General features: G+C 38.2%; 13 protein-coding genes. 3 read left to right on the forward strand and 10 right to left on the reverse strand.

Annotation, left to right across the window (positions count from 1 at the left end):
- Positions 1-5: 5 nt before the first annotated feature.
- The 3 genes from nrfD to DHD80_RS04905 are packed head-to-tail and all read right to left on the reverse strand — an operon-like array spanning position 6 to position 6,326.
- Positions 6-1,820, reverse strand: a complete 1,815-nt coding sequence (gene nrfD, locus DHD80_RS04895) for an NrfD/PsrC family molybdoenzyme membrane anchor subunit (RefSeq protein WP_251740029.1) — start codon at positions 1,818-1,820, stop codon at positions 6-8.
- Positions 1,821-1,856: 36 nt separating this feature from the next.
- Positions 1,857-4,910 carry a TAT-variant-translocated molybdopterin oxidoreductase gene (locus DHD80_RS04900; RefSeq protein ID WP_251740030.1) on the reverse strand — a complete coding sequence of 1,018 codons (3,054 nt, stop codon included), beginning with the start codon at positions 4,908-4,910 and terminating at the stop codon, positions 1,857-1,859.
- 48 nt (positions 4,911-4,958) lie between these two features.
- Positions 4,959-6,326, reverse strand: coding sequence for a c-type cytochrome (locus tag DHD80_RS04905; RefSeq protein WP_251740031.1), 1,368 nt, complete (start codon positions 6,324-6,326; stop codon positions 4,959-4,961).
- 231 nt (positions 6,327-6,557) lie between these two features.
- Between DHD80_RS04905 and DHD80_RS04910 the strand changes: the two genes are divergently transcribed.
- Positions 6,558-6,941 (forward strand): SPOR domain-containing protein, encoded by a 384-nt coding sequence (locus DHD80_RS04910; RefSeq protein ID WP_251740032.1) that lies wholly within the window; start codon positions 6,558-6,560, stop codon positions 6,939-6,941.
- A 360-nt stretch (positions 6,942-7,301) separates the two neighbouring features.
- Here DHD80_RS04910 and infB read toward each other — a convergent pair whose 3' ends face one another.
- From infB to DHD80_RS04930, 4 genes are all read right to left on the reverse strand, one after another.
- Positions 7,302-10,052, reverse strand: a complete 2,751-nt coding sequence (gene infB / locus DHD80_RS04915) for a translation initiation factor IF-2 (RefSeq protein WP_251740033.1) — start codon at positions 10,050-10,052, stop codon at positions 7,302-7,304.
- A 53-nt stretch (positions 10,053-10,105) separates the two neighbouring features.
- A complete protein-coding gene (nusA, locus tag DHD80_RS04920) occupies positions 10,106-11,335 on the reverse strand; it encodes a transcription termination factor NusA (RefSeq protein ID WP_251740034.1) in 1,230 nt (409 codons plus the stop codon).
- 12 nt (positions 11,336-11,347) lie between these two features.
- Positions 11,348-11,809: a ribosome assembly cofactor RimP gene (gene rimP / locus DHD80_RS04925; protein WP_251740035.1), complete on the reverse strand. Its 462-nt coding sequence runs from the start codon at positions 11,807-11,809 to the stop codon at positions 11,348-11,350.
- A gap of 142 nt (positions 11,810-11,951) precedes the next feature.
- A complete protein-coding gene (locus tag DHD80_RS04930; RefSeq protein ID WP_251740036.1) occupies positions 11,952-13,481 on the reverse strand; it encodes a hypothetical protein in 1,530 nt (509 codons plus the stop codon).
- Positions 13,482-13,937: 456 nt separating this feature from the next.
- Between DHD80_RS04930 and DHD80_RS04935 the strand changes: the two genes are divergently transcribed.
- Both DHD80_RS04935 and DHD80_RS04940 read left to right on the forward strand, forming a co-directional pair.
- The gene (locus tag DHD80_RS04935; protein WP_251740037.1) at positions 13,938-14,555 is read left to right on the forward strand and encodes a metallophosphatase domain-containing protein; all 618 of its coding nucleotides are present in this window, start codon (positions 13,938-13,940) and stop codon (positions 14,553-14,555) included.
- 133 nt (positions 14,556-14,688) lie between these two features.
- Positions 14,689-15,018 carry a hypothetical protein gene (locus DHD80_RS04940; protein ID WP_251740038.1) on the forward strand — a complete coding sequence of 110 codons (330 nt, stop codon included), beginning with the start codon at positions 14,689-14,691 and terminating at the stop codon, positions 15,016-15,018.
- A 12-nt stretch (positions 15,019-15,030) separates the two neighbouring features.
- Here the strand turns inward: DHD80_RS04940 and DHD80_RS04945 are convergent, their stop codons facing one another.
- From DHD80_RS04945 to DHD80_RS04955, 3 genes are all read right to left on the reverse strand, one after another.
- On the reverse strand, positions 15,031-15,420 hold the full coding sequence (locus tag DHD80_RS04945) for a response regulator (protein WP_251740039.1): 390 nt from the start codon (positions 15,418-15,420) through the stop codon (positions 15,031-15,033).
- Positions 15,417-17,768, reverse strand: coding sequence for a PAS domain S-box protein (locus DHD80_RS04950; RefSeq protein ID WP_251740040.1), 2,352 nt, complete (start codon positions 17,766-17,768; stop codon positions 15,417-15,419). The genes DHD80_RS04945 and DHD80_RS04950 overlap by 4 nt, the downstream gene beginning before the upstream one ends.
- A gap of 153 nt (positions 17,769-17,921) precedes the next feature.
- Positions 17,922-19,259, reverse strand: coding sequence for a capsule assembly Wzi family protein (locus DHD80_RS04955; protein ID WP_251740041.1), 1,338 nt, complete (start codon positions 19,257-19,259; stop codon positions 17,922-17,924).
- Between the last annotated feature and the right edge of the window lie 78 nt (positions 19,260-19,337).

Consider the following 19,337-nt stretch of genomic DNA (forward strand, 5'->3'; position numbering starts at 1 on the left):
GCCGATTATTTATTTTTTAGTTTGTTTGCCTGAGCTACCCATCCTTCTCTATTTTCCTGAATAGGGAAGTTTTCGATAACTTCATCCAGCAATTCAAAATCAGGTTCTGTTAATTTACTAATCTGGTCGAACAGATAGATACCAACCTGATGGAAATGCTGTTGTAATAATGGCCCTACATTCTTCAGTCTGGTTAGATCATCTGCATCCTGAAGCTTAGGATCATATGTGCCAATTCTACCTAACATTTCATCAACACGATCTTTCTGAACTTCAGATATCACCATAGAATCCATATTCACGGTATCCTCATGGATATGATCTGTCTCTGTTGTTGGGTCATTATCAGTCCCGCTAAGATGCGTATGGATCCCTTCAGCATCATTTTGAGCAGGATTTCTGCCTACAGCCTGCGGATCATAATGCTTCACATCATCACCGTGTTTTTCACGTAATCTCTTATATTTTTCTCCGGAAGCCTTCAGGATCGTTTTAACTTCTGCCTGTGCAATTACCGGGAAAGTACGTGCATACAATAAGAAAAGGACAAAGAAGAATCCAATAGTCCCAATAAAAATTCCAATATCTACAAAGGTTGGAGAGAACATCGTCCATGAAGACGGAAGGTAATCACGGTGCAACGAAGTCACAATAATTACGAAACGCTCAAACCACATTCCAATATTCACCACAATGGAGATAAAGAAGGAGAACATAATACTGGTCCTAAGTTTTTTGAACCACATTAGCTGTGGAGAAAACACATTACAAGTCATCATACTCCAATAAGCCCACCAATAAGGGCCGGTCGCCCGGTTAAGGAATGCGTACTGTTCGTATTCCACCCCGGAATACCAAGCGATAACCAACTCAGTAATATAGGCAGTCCCCACGATAGAACCCGTAATCATAATTACGATGTTCATCAATTCAATATGTTGAATGGTAATATAATCTTCAAGATTAGACACTTTTCTCATAATAATCAAAAGTGTGTTCACCATGGCAAATCCGGAAAAGATGGCTCCCGCAACGAAATAAGGCGGGAAAATCGTGGTATGCCATCCCGGGATCACCGCAGTAGCAAAGTCAAAAGATACAATGGTGTGTACCGAAAGTACCAGGGGAGTCGCCAAACCTGCAAGCACCAAAGAAACTTCTTCAAAACGTTGCCAGTCTTTTGCCCTACCACTCCATCCAAAAGAAAGAATGCTGTATACTCTTTTTGTAAAAGGTGTTACCGCCCGGTCACGAATCATCGCAAAATCAGGAAGTAATCCCGTCCACCAGAAAACTAAGGATACCGAAAGATAGGTAGAGATCGCAAATACATCCCAAAGTAATGGGGAGTTAAAGTTCACCCAAAGAGAACCAAATTGGTTAGGAATTGGCAACACCCAATAAGCCAGCCAGGGCCGCCCCATGTGGATCAACGGGAAAAGACCTGCCTGCATTACCGAGAAAATGGTCATTGCTTCTGCAGACCGGTTAATTGCCATCCTCCATTTTTGACGGAAAAGTAAAAGTACCGCGGAAATAAGTGTACCCGCATGACCAATACCTACCCACCAAACAAAGTTGGTAATATCCCAGGCCCAACCCACGGTCTTGTTTAATCCCCAGGTTCCAATACCTGTTGATATTGTATAAACTATACAGCCTACACCCCAAAGAAAGGCAATAAGGGCGATAGAGAAAACTATCCACCAGGATTTGTTAGCCCTTCCTTCTACCGGGGCAGCAACATCTACCGATACATCATGGTAGGTCTTATCGCCGGTAACTAAAGGCTTTCGTATAGGTGCTTCGTAATGAGACATATCCTTATCTAATTGGTTCTTAGTTATTCGTTATTATTAAGCTTCAGTTGTATTTCTAACCTTGGTCTGGTACATTACATTTGGTTTAGTACCTACAGATTCAAGTAGATGATACATCCTGTCATCATTTTTCTTTTCTATAATTTTAGCTCCTTCAAGATTTACATCTCCAAAAACCATCGCTCCTTTATCACATGCAGCTGAACATGCCGTATGGAATTCACCATCTTTAATTGCTCTTCCCTCCCGTTTGGCATCAAGAATCGTTTTTTGTGTTATTTGAATACACATAGAACATTTCTCCATAACCCCTCTGGAACGCACAGTAACATCTGGATTCAACACCATTCTTCCAAGGTCGTTGTTCATATGATAATCAAACTCCTCATTTTGAACATAACTGAACCAGTTGAATCTACGTACTTTATAAGGACAGTTGTTGGCACAATATCTTGTACCCACACATCTGTTATAAATCATCTGGTTTTGACCCTGGCGACCGTGTGAAGTTGCCGCTACCGGGCAAACAGTTTCACATGGTGCATGGTTACAATGCTGACACATTACCGGCTGAAAGATCACCTGAGGATTATCAGCGGCTTCTTCTAATTCCCCGAATTCGGACAGCGAGCTTCCAAGGCCACTAATGTCTTCTTTTTTCTCACGATCTTCAGTAAAGCTTTCTTCAGAAGAGTAATATCTGTCAATACGCAACCAGTGCATATCTCTGGATCTCCTAACCTCGGTTTTCCCAACAACAGGCACATTATTTTCAGCATGACATGCAATCACGCAGGCACCACAACCGGTACAGGCATTAAGGTCGATACTCAAATTAAAATGTGGCCCGGTAGTCCTGTCAAAACTTTCCCAGATATCAACCTCTGGAGACGTAACCGCAATTTCCTGGTGATCCATGGAAACTTCAGGTACTTTGTTCCAAATATGGACATCCTTAGTATTGAAAACCTCAAGGCTTGTTTCCTTAATGATATCACCCCTACCCATTAGGGTATTATGTAACTGAACACAGGCAAATTCATGAACCCCTGCAGCTTTTTCAATTTTTACTTTTTGAACAGATTTAAAATCCTGATAAAGTGGATAAGCATTTACCCCGGTTTGCATTTCAGCCTGGACTCCGGCCTTTCTACCATATCCGAGCGCTAAACCTACAGAACCTTTGGCCTGTCCCGGCTGAATGATTACCGGAATGTTTTTCACGATATGGTCACCAACCTTTACATCTACATGACTCCCATTTAAACCTCCATTGGCCACATTCTCATTCATTACATCAAGATCTTCAGCATCTGCTTTAGACATCATAATGTAATTATCCCAGGATGCCCGGGTAATGGGATCTGGCATTTCCTGCAACCATGGGTTATTAGCCTGCTGGCCATCACCTATAGCCGTACTGGAATATAACGTAAGTTCATACCCTTCACCCTCCAGTTCCATTGCGATTTTTGAAGAGCTTCCGGAATTGCTTGCAGAAGTAGCCGAAACCGGCGAAGTGCCTTCAAAAACACCATCCTGAACTGCATGGTTCCAGTCTTTTCCACCAAAACCTGCTCCCCAGGTCTCTTTAATATATTCGTAATACGAAGTATTGTTATCTGCCCATTTTAATAAACTATCCTGAATTTGACGCGTATCAAATAAAGGTTTTATGGTAGGCTGCATGATACTGAAAGTGTTCTCGCTAAACTGAACATCTCCCCAGCTCTCCAGAAAATGCGGAGCAGCAGCAACATACTTACAAAGTTTTGAAGTTTCATCGGTTCTTACCGCAAAGTCTATAACCGTTCCTACCTTTCTCATTCCTTCCACAAATTCCTTTGAATTGGGAACGGTATGCACAGGGTTTAGCCCTGCAATAAGTAGTGCTCCCACACTACCATTATTCATATCTTCAATTAATTGGGCAACCGCTGAAGAATCACCCTGACGAATCATCCTGGCATTGGTTGTATCTATTACCTGGCTACCAATTCTTTCATTTACTTCCAAAGCCATCTTTTGTGCTTCTTCATCTGGAAGACCACAAACCAACACTCCTTTAGAACCCGCTTGTCTTAACTGGCGTGCTGCTTTTACCACAGCATCATCAATTTTTGAATCTAACTCACTGGTAGAAGAACCCCCGGAAGAATATCCCGCTAAAGCTTTTAGAATCGCCAATTGCTGTGAAGGAGTAGCCGGAAATCTCTTATCGGCATTCGCCCCGGAAAGCGTCATATTTGCTTCAAACTGGATATGACGTGACATTTTACCATTCTTCGGAATTCGGGTTTTGGCATATCCTGCATCAAAACCTCCACCCTGCCAGTCACCAAGAAAATCGGCGCCAACCCCAACGATCATTTCAGCTTTTGAAAAATCGTAATTTGGCAATGCCCTTCTTCCGTATTTAGACTGAAAAGCATTTAAAGCAGCATCTTCAGAAATACTATCATAAACTATATGACGGGCATTTCCATATTTTGAAGAAAACTCCTGGATTAATTTTGTAGTTGAAGGGCTCGCAAATGTTTGGGTAAGAAGTACAATTTCACCTTCAGCACTATCTAACTTTCCGGCAACTTCACGGTCAAATTCTTCCCAGGAAACATTCCTTCCTTCAATCATAGGGCGCTTTACCCTTTTTGTATCATATAAAGACAATACCGATGCATGAACACGGGCATTAACCCCACCTTTAAAGGTAGACATATCATTATTTTCGATCTTAATAGGTCGGCCTTCGCGGGTCTTTACCAAAACACTGGCAAAGTCGAATCCATCGGCAATCGTAGATGCGTAATAATTGGCAATTCCCGGCACTATCCTTTCCGGCTGAACAACGTAAGGAATAGATTTGACCACAGGACCTTCACAGGCTGCTAATGTAGCTGCGGCAGTACTAAAACCAACATATTTAAGAAAATCCCTTCTGGAAGTACTGGAACTTTCCAGAGATGCTTTATCTCCAAGAAAATCCTCCACGGGAATTTCTTCAGCAAATTCTTTTTGTTGTAGCGTCTCAACAACAGAGCTATCGTTTAGCTCTTCAACACTTTTCCAGTATTTCTTGTTTGATGACATATTATATCTAGATATTAGCTTCTTAAATTATTCTGAAAAATCAGCAAATTAGTAGTGGCATTTACCACATTCCAATCCACCCATTTGAGCGGCGGTAAGTTCTTCCACGCCATATTTCTTAGACAATTCTTCGTGGATCTTTTCGTAATATTCATTACCCTCAATCCTTATATTCGTTTCCCGGTGACAATTAATACACCATCCCATGGTTAACGGGGCGTTTTGATAAACAACCTCCATTTCCTCAATAGGGCCGTGGCATTCCTGACACTGGATCCCGGCAACACTTACGTGTTGTGAGTGGTTGAAATAGGCAAAATCTGGAAGATTATGGATCCGAACCCACTTCACCGGTTTTTCTTCTCCGGAATAGGTTCTACTGGCAGGGTCCCAACCTGTGGCATTATATAATTTCGCAATTTCCTTATCGTAAAATTCTTTTGAGTAATCTTCCGTTGCTGTTTCAGGGGCCACTTCAGCAATTGCTTTATGACAGTTCATACAAACATTTAAAGACGGAATTCCGGAAGTTTTTGAAGTCCTTGCCGAGGAGTGGCAGTATTTACATTCAATTTCATTATCCCCTGCATGAATCCTGTGAGAATAATGAATGGGCTGTATGGGTTGATATCCTTTATCCACACCAACCTGCATCGTCCATCCGTAGGCAAAATACCCCACGGCCAGCAATACAAATATTGAACTGGTTAAAACAAGGAATTGGTTTTCTACAAATGATTTGTACAGAGGCTTTCTTTTTGGCTTTTCCGGAATTACAATACCAGAAGCACTGGCAAAATTCCTAAGTGTCTTGTTAACCAGAAATAACACCAATAAAAGAAGGACCAATACAAAGATTAGAATTCCCAAAATTATATTCATGGAAACCCCGCCACCGGCGCCACTACCTTCTCCTATCCCACTACCAGCAACTGCTGTAGGTGCTTGAGGTTTTGGCTGTTCTACATAAGCAAGAATATTATCAATATCCGATTCAGATAACTGAGGAAATGCCGGCATTGCCGTTTGGTTCCATTCTGCATACACAGCTTTCGCTTCCGCATCACCAGATGCAATAAGTTCTGCCGAATTATGAATCCACTTGTAAATCCAGTCATTATCATGTCTTTCAGTAATCCCATTTAATGCGGGCCCAACTGAGTTAGAGTATGGTTTATGGCAGGACGCACAAAGCGTGTTGAATAATTCCTTACCTGCAGTCGCATCCCCTGCCCCAACCTGAGCTGTACTTGCCGTAGAAGCATCTGCGGCGGCAGCCTGATTTTCCATCGCCTGCGATGTAGAATCCTGCTGAGGTGTATCCTGAGAAAAACAAAGGAAAGTGAATGAGAATAAGAAAGCTACGCTTAAAAGTTGTTGTCGCGAAGTTGATTGGCGCAAAATCACCTTTTTCATATTATAAGTTCGATTAACGTCTAAACTTTGGTACGGTTTTTACACTCAATAAATTAGGGTGAAAAACCTAAAAAAGTACCGTTAAATTCCGGCACAAAAGTAATACTTATAGACGATTCTAGGAATGTTAGATAAGTGTTAACAGCTAATTTATATTTGTTCTAAATAATAAATTAAGTCCTGTTTAAGTTATTAAGTTTTACTTTTGTCATTAAATACACAAATATGAAGATGAAAAACCCCATTTATAGCCTGATTATTATCTTAGGAATGATCCTATTTAACACGAATTCACAAGCCCAGGAGGGAACTGTTCATATTCAACAAGATTCCAGAATCGAGAAGCTGATGGAAGTAAAAAAAGGCTTAAATGAAGGTAATAAAATTGGTGACCGCTACGTGATCCAGTTATATTATGGCGATAATGGGGAAGCAAATAATGTGATTCAGAAATACAGAAGTTTATACGAGTATTCTTCTGAAATCACCTACGAAGCTCCAAATTATAAAGTTTGGGTGGGTAAATTTAGAAGCAGGCTGGAAGCCGATAGGGCTTTATTGAAAATAAAAGAAAATTTTCCTGCAGCGTTTATCCCGAAGCCGCAGAGACGATAATAATTAATGTAAAAGGTATAATGGATGGCTTTGAAATGTTTTGAAAGCTGAAGTCAAATTTATCACCTCTTAAATCTCGTGCTATAAATTTAAAAACTTTGTAGGGCAATCTAAAGTTCGTTAAGAAAAAACCCCACAGGTTTTTATTCCAGATTTTCCATTATTTTACCGTATTTCTTACCTCAACTTCGCGAAAGGTTTTGTGCTGTGCGAAAATTGCAACTTCGCACTACTTAATACTTAGATGCGGTAAATTACTCCTGTCCCGCGCAAAAGCTTAGAAGAACGATCTAAATCTCTTTATAAAAAAAACCTCACAGGTTTTAAAAACCTGTGAGGTTTGTTCTTATATAATTCCTCTTATTTAAGCTTTTTCTTCACTTCTACTTCACGGAATGTTTCCACTACATCGCCTTCTTTTATGTCGTTGTAGTTTTTGACCTGAAGCCCACAATCGTAACCTTTTGCAACTTCTTTCACATCGTCTTTAAAACGTTTTAAAGAAGAAAGTTCACCAGTGTAAACAACCACGCCATCACGTATCAATCTTACGCCAGCCGTTCGATAAATTTTTCCTGAAGTCACCATACAACCTGCAATCGTACCAATTTTCGATATCTTGAAAGTTTCCCTGATCTCTGCGGTACCGGTAATCTCTTCCTTCAATTCCGGAGAGAGCATACCTTCCATGGCATCTTTCAGATCGTTGATCGCATCATAAATAATAGAATAAGTCCTGATGTCGATTTCTTCCTTATCAGCAACCTGTCTGGCATTTCCAGCCGGACGAACGTTAAAGCCAATAATTACCGCATCTGAAGCTGATGCTAGCAATACATCACTTTCAGTAATTGCCCCAACTCCTTTATGAATAATATTTACCTGAATCTCTTCCGTAGAAAGTTTCTGGAAACTATCTGTAAGCGCTTCCACAGAACCATCAACATCCCCTTTCAGGATAATATTCAATTCTTTGAAATCTCCAAGCGCGATACGTCTTCCAATTTCATCTAGGGTAATATGACGCTGAGTTCTAACATTCTGCTCACGTTGCAACTGCGTTCTTCTGGCAGCGATATCTTTCGCTTCACGCTCATCTTCCATGACCTTAAACGTATCACCAGCCTGTGGTGCTCCATCTAAACCTAGAATTGAAACCGGCGTTGAAGGACCTGCGGCCTTTACCTCGTGACCACGTTCATCATGCATTGCTTTAACCTTACCACTATTTCTACCGGCAAGTACATAATCCCCAATCTTCAAGGTTCCTGCCTGAACAAGAATGGTGGCAATATATCCACGGCCTTTATCAAGGAATGCTTCAACTACTGTACCTTTGGAAAGCTTATCCGGATTAGCCTGTAATTCAAGTATCTCTGCTTCCAGTAAAACTTTTTCAAGCAACTCCTTAACTCCGCTTCCTGTTTTAGCAGAAATATCATGGGACTGGATCTTTCCACCCCAATCTTCTACCAACAGGTTCATTTGAGCTAATTTTTCTTTTATCTTTTCAGGATTTGCTGTTGGCAAATCAGATTTGTTGATGGCAAAAACGATAGGGACTCCTGCCGCCTGGGCGTGAGAGATCGCTTCTTTTGTTTGAGGCATCACATCATCATCTGCCGCGATCACAATAATCGCAATATCTGTAACCTGTGCACCACGAGCACGCATTGCCGTAAAGGCTTCGTGACCCGGTGTATCCAGGAAGGTCATTTTCTGTCCGCCTTCCAGCTGCACACTGTAAGCACCAATATGCTGGGTAATCCCACCACTTTCACCTGCAATTACATTTTCCTGACGGATGTAATCCAGGAGGGAAGTTTTACCATGATCTACGTGACCCATTACTGTAACGATAGGGGCACGATCTTGTAGTTTAGTTGGATCTTCTTCAACCTCATCAACTGTTTCCTCAACATCTGCAGTGGTAAATTCAACTTCATAACCAAATTCCTCGGCAACAATACTTAAGGTTTCAGCATCCAGACGCTGGTTCATGGTTACCATCATTCCCAGTGACATACACGCAGAAATAATTTTGGTTACCTGAACATCCATCATGGTTGCAACCTCACTTACGGTTACAAACTCGGTTACTTTTAAGATCTTATCTTCAGATTCCTGTTGCGCAAGATCATCAGCTGAACGCTGTTTGTGTTCATCACGCTTCTGTCTTCTGTATTTAGCACCTTTACCCTTACTGGATTTCCCCTGAAGTTTTTCCAGGGTTTCCCTCACCTGTTTTTGTACTTCTTCTTCGGTAGGCTCTTCTTTGGTAAGTGGCTTGGTCCTCTTGCGTGTTCCAATACCCTTTCTTCCAGCAGTTGAAGGAGCGTTCCCCCCTTTTACATCTTTACTAATGCGACGACGGCGCTTTTTACGCTTATCGACTTTCTCATCAGGTTTTTTCTCTTCTTTTTTCTTTTCCGGTTTTTTAAATTGAGTGAGGTCAATTTTTTTACCGGTAAAATTAGGACCATCCAATTTCTTGTATTTGGTCTCTATGATATTGTTTTCTTCTTTCTCGTCTTCAGCAACAGGAGCAGCATCTGCACCTACTTTTTTAACCGGTTCTTCAGCCTGGGGGGCTTCTTCAGGTTGCTTTTCAGCATCAACTTTTTTAGCCTCAACTTTTTCCGGTTCAACTTCCTCTTTTACAGGAGCCTCTACCTTCAGAGGATCTTCTTTTGGGGCTTCTTCAGTCTTCTTGACTTCCGCTTTCTTTTCTTCAACAGGTTTTTCAGCAGGTTTTTTATCCAAATCGATTTTCCCAACCGGCTTTAAACCTTCCAGTTTTGTTCTGGTGGAAATTTCTTTATCCCTCTTTTCCTTTTTCTCATCTTCAGCTTTACGCTTATCTTCAATCTCTTTGCGCAATTCCTCCTTCTCCTTCTTCCTCTCTTCACCAACTTCTTTCGAAGCTACTTTTTTACTCTTATCAGTTTGGAATTGGTCAGAAAGCACCCCATAGATTTCTCCTGAGATTTTTGTTGTAGGTCGTGCGTCAATATCATAGCCTTTCTCATTAAGAAAGTCTACGGCCCTGTCCAGGGAGATATTAAACTCACGTAGCACCTTATTTAATCGCATTGTTTTTGCTTCTGCCATAAATTGCCCTCTAAATTAACCTCTTTATTGTATTCTAACTATTAAAAATCTAATTATTCAAATTCTGACCTCAATACCCGGAACACATCCTGAACGGTTTCTTCTTCAAGATCTGTTCTTCTAATCAGGTCGGCAACGTCCTGCTCCAGCACACTTTTCGCTGTATCAAGACCAATTTTTGAAAATTCTGCTATGACCCAATCCTCAATTTCATCAGAAAATTCTTTAAGCTCAACATCTTCTTCAACACCTTCTCTGTAAACATCAATTTCATAACCGGTAAGTTGACCAGCTAATCTAATATTGTGCCCACCTCTACCAATTGCTTTAGAAACTTCCTCGGGTTTTAACATTACCTCTGCAGTCCTTGCCTCCTCATCCATCTTAATAGAGGTGATCTTAGCAGGACTTAAAGCCCGGGTAATAAATAATTGCTCGTTATTGGTGAAATTGATCACATCAATGTTCTCATTCCCCAATTCCCTAACGATGCTATGGATCCTGGAACCTTTCATTCCCACGCAAGCACCAACGGGATCAATTCTATCATCATAAGAATCTACCGCAACTTTCGCTTTTTCACCAGGTACACGCACTACTTTTTTAATCGTAATCAAACCATCAAAAACTTCCGGGATTTCCTGTTCGAACAATTTCTCAAGGAAAACGGGAGATGTTCTGGACATGATGATGGTGGGCTTATTACCTTTTAATTCTACACTTTCAATAATCCCCCTAACATTTTCTCCTTTTCTGAAAAAATCTGAAGGGATTTGACGGTCCTTAGGAAGCACTATTTCATTGCCCTCATCATCCAATAGGATAATGGCCCTGTGCCTAATATGATGAACTTCCGCAGTATAGATCTCTCCTTCGAGATCTTTAAACTGCTTGTAAATATTCGTATTGTCATGCTCGTGAATCTTAGAGATAAGATTTTGACGCAAGGCCAAAATCGCACGTCTTCCAAGATCAATAAGCTTTACTTCTTCAGATACATCTTCACCAACTTCAAAATCTGGCTCGATCTTTCTGGCCTGAGTAAGGGAAATTTCCCTGTTATCATCTTCTACTTCACCATCAGCTACAACGATCCGGTTTCTCCAGATTTCAAGATCCCCTTTATCCGGGTTTACAATAATATCAAAATTATCGTCTTCGCCATACTTTTTCTTTAAAGCATTTCTAAATACATCCTCTAAAATCGCCATTAGCGTAACACGATCTATTAATTTATCGTCTTTAAATTCTGAGAATGACTCAATCAACGCGATATTTTCCATATCAATATGTGATTAAAATGTTATTTTAACTTTCGCTTCTACAATGCTGGAATAAGGAATTACTTCTTCCTTATCAACTGTTATCTTTCCTTTACCTACGGGCTTTGGTTCCCTGGCTTTCCACTCCAGCTTTATGCCTTTATCATCGACTTCCACCAGATCTCCTTCAAATTTATCGTTTTCAGTCTTTACCCTTAACCGGCGGCCAATATTCTTTTTATATTGTCTGGGAATACTCAAAGGTTCTGAAACTCCGGCCGAGGTAACTTCTAAAGAAAAATCTTCTTCCTCCCGGTCTAAATTGTGTTCTACACCACGACTCACGGTGATGCAGTCATTTACTGACACCCCACTGTCCCCGTCAATCACTATTTTAATATGATTGGCAGAATTTATTTCAAGGCTTATTAAAAATAAAGAATTATTTTCTTCGAAAACCTGATTGGCCAATTTTTCAACTTTCTCCTTCAGCATAGATTATAAAAAGAGGGGACTTATGTCCCCTCGCTGTACCTTTTTTAAGTTTCAACGCTGCAAATATAATATTTTTTTTCAAGTATAAAAACGTGGCCCTAAAGGAATTATTCCTACGTCGAATTTTCAGAGGCTGAAGCGCCTAAATAAAAGATTTTAAAGCTCCTGTCTTCACACATTTCCAGAGAAAATTCCAAAATGATTTGCTGGTGTCCCTTTCCACTGAAATTTCTTTGTAATTACGTTTTTCATTCACGGCTTTATTCCGAATGATCAAATTGGCAATTGCTGAGACTACTTTATTCTTCCCCTTTCCATTCTTCCGCAGGACTTCGACTTTAAAATTTTTATAGTCAAGTTTTATTTCTCCATTGGCATTATAATTATTCCCCTTGAAATTATAATAAAGGTTGGTAATATTCCCACTAGCTTCAATATTAAGTGCAGGCCTAAGAAACTGATTGATCGCTTCTGCCCGTAAACCGCCCATATATCCCGAAATGGTGAAATTATCTGAAGTATCATTAATTAGAAATTCCCAATCTGCAGTAATTGTGGCAACTTCCAGGATTTTTCCTTCTGCATGGATAATTGTTTTAGGAAAATCTTCTCGATCCAATCCAATATTGGTCAAATTTGTTATCGAAGCATTCAAATTGGAAAAATCAACCGTTCCCGGAGGCCTATCAGTGTTTATCCTCTCTTCATACTTTAAATATACATCTGCTAGTTTTAAAGTATCTATTCCTAATTTTAAAGAAGCTTCTCTAAGCATTCTACTATAAAGAGGTTTTAAAGTATTATCATCAGGCTGTGTTTTGTCACGATAAATATAAAATTTAGCGCCGGTAATCTCCGTTAAATCATTTCTGATTTGGAGCGAATCATTTTGAATTGACCAGGTTAATTTTTTTACCCCTACTGAATCTATTTCAAGGTCGTACCAATCTTTTTCAACCTGAATATGAGCCTGATGTTCCGTCTTTGAAAATTTTGGCTTTAGTTTAAAACGTTTGATTAAAAGATCATTGTTTTTAATTATAAAATTTCCTGCATATACGTTCTGCCATGCATTCAAATCATAATAAATACTATCGGCATTCAGTAAAATAAGGTCATAATCAAACGGAATTTGCTCTTTTAAGGTTTTAGAATTGATCCTTACCTCATCCAAATTAATCTTTTCAATTTTGGTGTACAGGCGATGGTTGATGCTGTCTTTATCGAAGATTTCAAAACTCCCGCCCGTTACTATTATATTTTTAATACGAACCCTGCTATTAAAATCTGAAGACGGGGATTTATCTTCTTCAATCGTGTCACCTGCTTCTTTCTCAAAATTGTAAAATTTAATTACCGGTTTTGAAATATTAAGATTTCCTACGACAATATCCTTATTCATTATATACTCCCAAAGTTGAATATTTTCAAGGCGAATTGTATCCACTTCTAAAATTTTACCTTTAAATTTTATAGAAGGGTTAATCAATTCCGCAGAACGGTTTAATACTTTTACATCTACCTTATCATAGGTGGCATGGATTTTTCTTAGTCCGTCTTCCAGGCTTTTTTTAATCTTTTTTTCAGCAAAGTTATTTAGAAAAAGGAGCGACAGGATAATTACTATTAGTCCTACTAAGACGCCCACTGCAAATTTCACAGATCTAGTCAATAGCTATAATTTAAGCTAAGCAAATTACAATATGGAATGCTTTGTAGATAATGGTTTAAGATTTTTTAACTTAAAAACTTGGGATTGCCAGCTTTACAAAGTTAAATTTTCGTCAAACTTGCTTTAGAATTTAATTTTGTAAGAATTCTGAGATTATATTTGTGTAAATCCCATAGAAAAAATGTTTTTAAAATTTAGTCTTAAAGCTTTGTTCATAATCGTTGAAATCTTTTTAGGGATTTACAGCCTAATTATGAGTGACAGTTTACTGGTTAAATTTGCATTTTTTGTTTTGACTGCAGGAATTATTGCATTTATTGTAGTTAAATTTATTCACAAGGTGCTACCTGTGGATAATGACTATTTAAATTCTGAAAACTAGAATTAATTTTTTAATCATATTTTTGAAAATCCGTTGAGTCTTTCAACGGATTTTTTATTTTAAAAAAATCTGAAATGCGTCTGGTTTGTTTAGCTGATACCCACAATAAGCATCATGATATGGTAATTCCTGATGGTGATATTTTGATTCATGCAGGCGATTGCACCGATGGTGGATCAAAACACGAAACCGAAGATTTTTTAAAATGGATGGAATCCCAAATGCATCCTGTAAAGATTTTAGTACCCGGCAATCATGACTTCTATTTTGAAAAACAGGAAAATTTAGAAAATTTACCACTTTCCATTCATACCCTCATCAATCAATCCCTGATTATTGAGTATTTACAATTTTGGGGTTCGCCCGTAACCCCCGGAGATGGTCACTGGGCATTTAATGAAGAAAGAGGAAAGTCCATTCGAAAATACTGGGATAAAATCCCCGAGCACACTAATATTTTAATAACCCATTCACCGCCTTATGGACTTATGGATGACATCGAAAAAGGAATGAAATTAGGGTGTGAAGAATTGAAAAAAGCCGTTGAAAGAGTACAACCCGATTATCATCTCTTTGGCCATGTACATTATTCAGCAGGCTTAGCGAGAATAAAGAACACTACCTATTATAACCTTTCCCAACTGGATGAGAGAGGGAGAATTATGCATTCACCGGCAATAATAAACATTTAATCGGATATTTATATAACAAATCAATTTACAAGTTAAATAAATATTAAGGCTAAATTTATTACCTTTTTTTTAACAGCATTTCGCTTGTCTAATAGTACTTTAGCCAAGTTGAATATGAAGAAATTTGAAAAGCATGAATAAAATTACTCCCCCCGAGCTTATCAATGAAATAAAAAATTTGATAGCTTACAGCGTTTCAAACCCAGACCTAGAGAATTCTAACTTTAGGCTACTTCATCGTGCTATTATAAAGAAATATTTCGAAGCTAAAAATGTAAGGATCGATTACATAAACCAAACCATCGATTTACAGCTTCCAGTTGGAAAAAAGAAGTACACAAGTCTTAGTATTGAGTGCCAGGATTTGGAAAGATTCTTAAAATCCTGCTTGAAGAAGGATGACAAAAGTGTTTTCTTCTATCAGAGTATTCTTACGCATTATAATATGATCTCTGCAGCATAAACCAACTTTGTTCTAAATCGATCTTTTTATCATATTTTCAATCATCTTTAAATTACTCCAATTTACGGGTTTAGTAATAAATCCTGAAATCTCCTTATAATTTTCAGCTTTTTCTATATCAGAATAGGCGATTGACGAGGACACAATAAAAATTAGTGAATTTTTAAGTTCATCCCGAAATTCTTTACGTAAGTAATCCAGAAATTGCCATCCATCCATAATGGGCATATTGATATCTACAAGAATAACATCTGGGAATGCTCTCTTCTTAAGCCTTTCAATAGCAGCTTTCGCGGATAGAAAATATTCAAACTCATTAAATATCTCAGATTGAGTAATAATCTTTTTTATGATCATTTGATAGATCTCATCATCGTCGATTATCCAGACAGATTTGCTCATTTAAATAAGATCTTAAAGATGGTACCTTTATTAATACAACTTTCAATTTTAATTTCACCCCCCATGGCTTCAATCTGATTTTTGCTGATGAAAAGCCCTACCCCTCTCGATTCCGCATTACTGGTAAATGTTTGATAGAGACCAAACACTTTTTCGCCATATTTATCTAAATCGATCCCTATCCCGTTATCTCTTATTTCCATGATCCACTTATCTGAAATTTTTTCCGCGGAAATCTTTATAACAGGATCCCTTTCCTGATGACTATATCGCAAAGCATTCGTAATAAAATTAAGCAAAATACTCTCCATATAAGCGGGGTTGAAATTCACCACCATCTCTTCGGGAATATCATTGATAATTTTCCCCCTTTTCCTGTCTATTTGAAGGCTTAGCACATCAATAGATTTTATAAGATAATCCCGAACTTTGATGGGTGCAGCTACAATATTAAGATTGGTATTAATTGAAACTACTTCATTTAAATCGTGTAGCGATTGATTTAGGTTTTCAGAAACCTTGTGCAGCATATTAATATAACACGTCTTATCATCTTTGTTACCATCAATTTCATACAATTCCAGGATAGATTGAAAATTACTCGAATGAGACCTCAAATTATGGGAAACGATATAAGCAAAATTCAGCAGACGTTTATTCTGTTCCATGACAAAATCGTAAGATTTATTCAAATTGATCTCAGCTTCCATTTTACCTGTTACATCTCGAAGATTTACTACATATCCGTCTATACTTTTTTCATTAAGCAAATTAGTGATGGTAGCGTTTACCCAAATATAGTTATCGAATTTAGTTTTCATCCGCATAACAACATCTGTAATAGGGGTTCCAGGATTTTCATTTGCTTCCATGAATTTTTCCAGAACCGATTCCTTTTCTTGAGGATGGATCATAGAAAAAATATCTGCCCCGGAAAGACTTAGTGAATCATATCCTGTGATACGCTTCAGAGAAGGTGTAAAATAAATCGCTTCACCTTGTACATTAATTATAAGAATTATTTCATTGCTGTTTTCAACCAGACTTCGAAAACGTTTTTCGTTCTCTATGAGTTTTTGTTTGGCAGCGATCTGAGCTGAAATATCTTCAATAATAGCAATATGCGAAGTCGCTTCTTCGCCTTTCGGCCAGAGAGCCGATACATTTAGATTGACCCAAAGGTATTTACCGTTTTTTCTTATTAATCTCTTTTGCAGGCTATATTCCCGAATTTCATTATTCCGCAGCTTCTCCATCATTGAAGTATTAGTACCGGTATCTTCCGGATGGGATACAGCCCTATAATCCAGTTTAATTAATTCCTCGTCAGAATAACCTAAAAGATCTTTACACTGCTGGTTTGCCTCCAAAATCATCCCGGTTTTAGAATCAACTCTCATCATTCCAATTGCGGCCTGGTTAAAAATTGTACGAAACCTCAATTCGCTTTGGGCAAGCTTGCCCGACTGTTCTTTAACCTTTTGAGATAAAATTCCTGGCTGGCGCAGGACATAATAAATAAACCAGCCGAATAATCCCGAAAAAAGAGCGATTAAAATAGCCACAGGAAGAAGCACATTAAAAGGTTCCTGGGGTTTCGTGGGGATCACATAAATATTCCATTCACCATCAGGCAGGTTAATAGTTTCAGAATAAGAAAGATCTAGATTATCACTTCTCTCAAGAAAAAATTCTTCTTCTCCTGTTACAGGATGTAATTTACTAAACTGAAAGTCATACTTTCCATTCCCTAACTCTTTGATCCCTGAATTCTCTATTAGATTATCAAAATGAATAATTACTGCGGAAAATCCCCAGAATTCATTTTTAATAAAAACCGGGAGTCGGCCAATTATAGCCAAACCTCCCTGCCGAAGTTCAAAGGGACCGGCAAAAAACATTTTTTTCTCCTGTATAGCCTTTAAAGCTTCTCCTCTTTTATCGGGATCTTCAAGAATATTATAATTTATAGCATCCTTATTTTCCTCATAAGGATATACCTGTTTGATAATTCCATCAGGCACAGTCTCTACCCCATCCAGATTTGGATTATTATCCACCAACTGGGAAGCTACTTCCTCAAAATTCTTAATATCACCATTATCATCAATCTGAAGGGCTAGAGAGAGGGCCGCGGAGGAACCGGTTTTTAAAGTTTGCGCAATATTTTGTTCCACAACCTCTGTAATTACAGACATTTCATTTAAACGTTGCTCTATTAAGATTTGATAACGTTGCCAAAGGATGAAAAACCCAATAATAAGAAGAAATAAAAAAATGAGTACCGCAGTAATAACAGGCCTTCTACTGAATACATTATGCGATGACTTCACATTATTATTTGCCATTCAGGTTTAGGTAGTAGGGTTTAAAAATGTCTAAAAATAATTCGGGCACCTCAAATATAAGTAATTGAAATAAATAAAAACAGAGAAACGGTAAGAGTGAAAGAAAAAAGAAAGAAAAAGAGAAAGGAAATTAGAAAAATCAAATCCTTAGCCTTAAAAGGATTTGATTACCTGAAGGCCGGTGCCGTAGATGGGTTTCGCCAAAGTGGAATATTCAGCCCCAAAAATTGGCTTAAAATCTAGTCCAAATTCACTTAGGCTAATATCAAAGTACAAATAGGTATTCCTACTTATTTCTCCAGCTTTGGCAGTGGGATCACTCTTGTAATTGATCCTGGAAAGCATAAATTTAAAAGGCAGATTTTTATAAGAGGTTTTCAGTAAACCATTGAAACCGGCATGATGAGCCTGGAACTTACTGGCAAAAACTAAATCCTGCCCCTCATCGTATTTAAAAAACGGCAAGCCAATAATTCTTTTTTGATAAGCCCATGCCGATTGGTAGGGACCGCTATTAAAATAATTATCAAAATTATGAATTTTGGCACTTTTACTTTGATCTAGCGTATGGTAAAATTCATAAATAACACTTTGAAAAAAAGTACCTGCCCGTCTACTTTTCACAAAAATCCCATAACGACCATCAGGAAAATTTGCGAATCTGCTTCCGGAGCCATCTTCAAAAAAATGATTATAGATAAAACCCAAATCCAAACCAGAGGTTAAATAATTAAGGTTTAATTCATAAACACCTAAGTGATTACCCAGAACATTTTGTTGATCGGCTAGATTGGCGTTCTCCCCTCCTTCCCTTCCAAAAACAACTTTTAAATAATCTTTTAAACCTTCAGGTTGGTTTATTAGGGATTTAGACTTGCCCCCCCATTGGGCATAATGCTGAATCCCAGCCCTAATTGAGAATTTATTCTCTTCGCTATAAATTAGATGAAAACTTTTATGATGAAGTTTGGGATACTTCTTATACTTATTATCATCTATAATATATTCAGCCCAGGAAAAATCAAGAGCAAGCTTTGGAAAAATGTTCAGGGGTTCATTAAGGCTTAATTTAAGACCGGGCAGTGCCTGAGAATTGTTTGACCAGGCGAAGTTTTCATTGGTAGCGCTCAACCCATCATAATACAATGGACGTTGTTTTTTCCCAATAACAAATTTTAGTCTACGGTAATTAATCTCCCAGAATAGTTCAGAAGCCCGAAAATGACTTTTATAATCATCATAAAATAACCCGCCGCCAATTTTTATATCCAAATTTCTGGTTAAGTCCCTGGAAAATTCCAAACTGGTTAAGCCTGCGAAAGAACTACCCACAGAAATTTGTCCATTTTGATTATGATAAAACCAAAAAGGTAGATCATCCTGATTAGCATAAAATCCATTCAGGCTTATCGATCCGGAAAAATCATTTTGCGCAAAGCCAAATTTAAATGAGACAAAAAATATAATTAAAAGTAACCTCTTCTTTTTCATATAGGTTTGGGCCTATTAATTAGATGTATATCCGTTTTCTGCCCTAAAAGTTCTTTCGTCACCCTGAATGTATTTGAC

Source organism: Gramella sp. AN32, assembly GCF_023718305.1.
GTDB lineage: Bacteria > Bacteroidota > Bacteroidia > Flavobacteriales > Flavobacteriaceae > Christiangramia > Christiangramia antarctica.

What these genes read in the sequence shown, in the direction of transcription:
- nusA (WP_251740034.1), bottom strand. Translation starts at nt 11,335, where the DNA reads ATGGAAAATATCGCGTTGATTGAGTCATTCTCAGAATTTAAAGACGAT.
- DHD80_RS04910 (WP_251740032.1), top strand. Translation starts at nt 6,558, where the DNA reads ATGAAAAACCCCATTTATAGCCTGATTATTATCTTAGGAATGATCCTA.
- DHD80_RS04950 (WP_251740040.1), bottom strand. Translation starts at nt 17,768, where the DNA reads ATGGCAAATAATAATGTGAAGTCATCGCATAATGTATTCAGTAGAAGG.
- DHD80_RS04955 (WP_251740041.1), bottom strand. Translation starts at nt 19,259, where the DNA reads ATGAAAAAGAAGAGGTTACTTTTAATTATATTTTTTGTCTCATTTAAA.
- rimP (WP_251740035.1), bottom strand. Translation starts at nt 11,809, where the DNA reads ATGCTGAAGGAGAAAGTTGAAAAATTGGCCAATCAGGTTTTCGAAGAA.
- DHD80_RS04935 (WP_251740037.1), top strand. Translation starts at nt 13,938, where the DNA reads ATGCGTCTGGTTTGTTTAGCTGATACCCACAATAAGCATCATGATATG.
- DHD80_RS04900 (WP_251740030.1), bottom strand. Translation starts at nt 4,910, where the DNA reads ATGTCATCAAACAAGAAATACTGGAAAAGTGTTGAAGAGCTAAACGAT.
- DHD80_RS04905 (WP_251740031.1), bottom strand. Translation starts at nt 6,326, where the DNA reads ATGAAAAAGGTGATTTTGCGCCAATCAACTTCGCGACAACAACTTTTA.
- nrfD (WP_251740029.1), bottom strand. Translation starts at nt 1,820, where the DNA reads ATGTCTCATTACGAAGCACCTATACGAAAGCCTTTAGTTACCGGCGAT.
- DHD80_RS04940 (WP_251740038.1), top strand. Translation starts at nt 14,689, where the DNA reads ATGAATAAAATTACTCCCCCCGAGCTTATCAATGAAATAAAAAATTTG.
- infB (WP_251740033.1), bottom strand. Translation starts at nt 10,052, where the DNA reads ATGGCAGAAGCAAAAACAATGCGATTAAATAAGGTGCTACGTGAGTTT.
- DHD80_RS04945 (WP_251740039.1), bottom strand. Translation starts at nt 15,420, where the DNA reads ATGAGCAAATCTGTCTGGATAATCGACGATGATGAGATCTATCAAATG.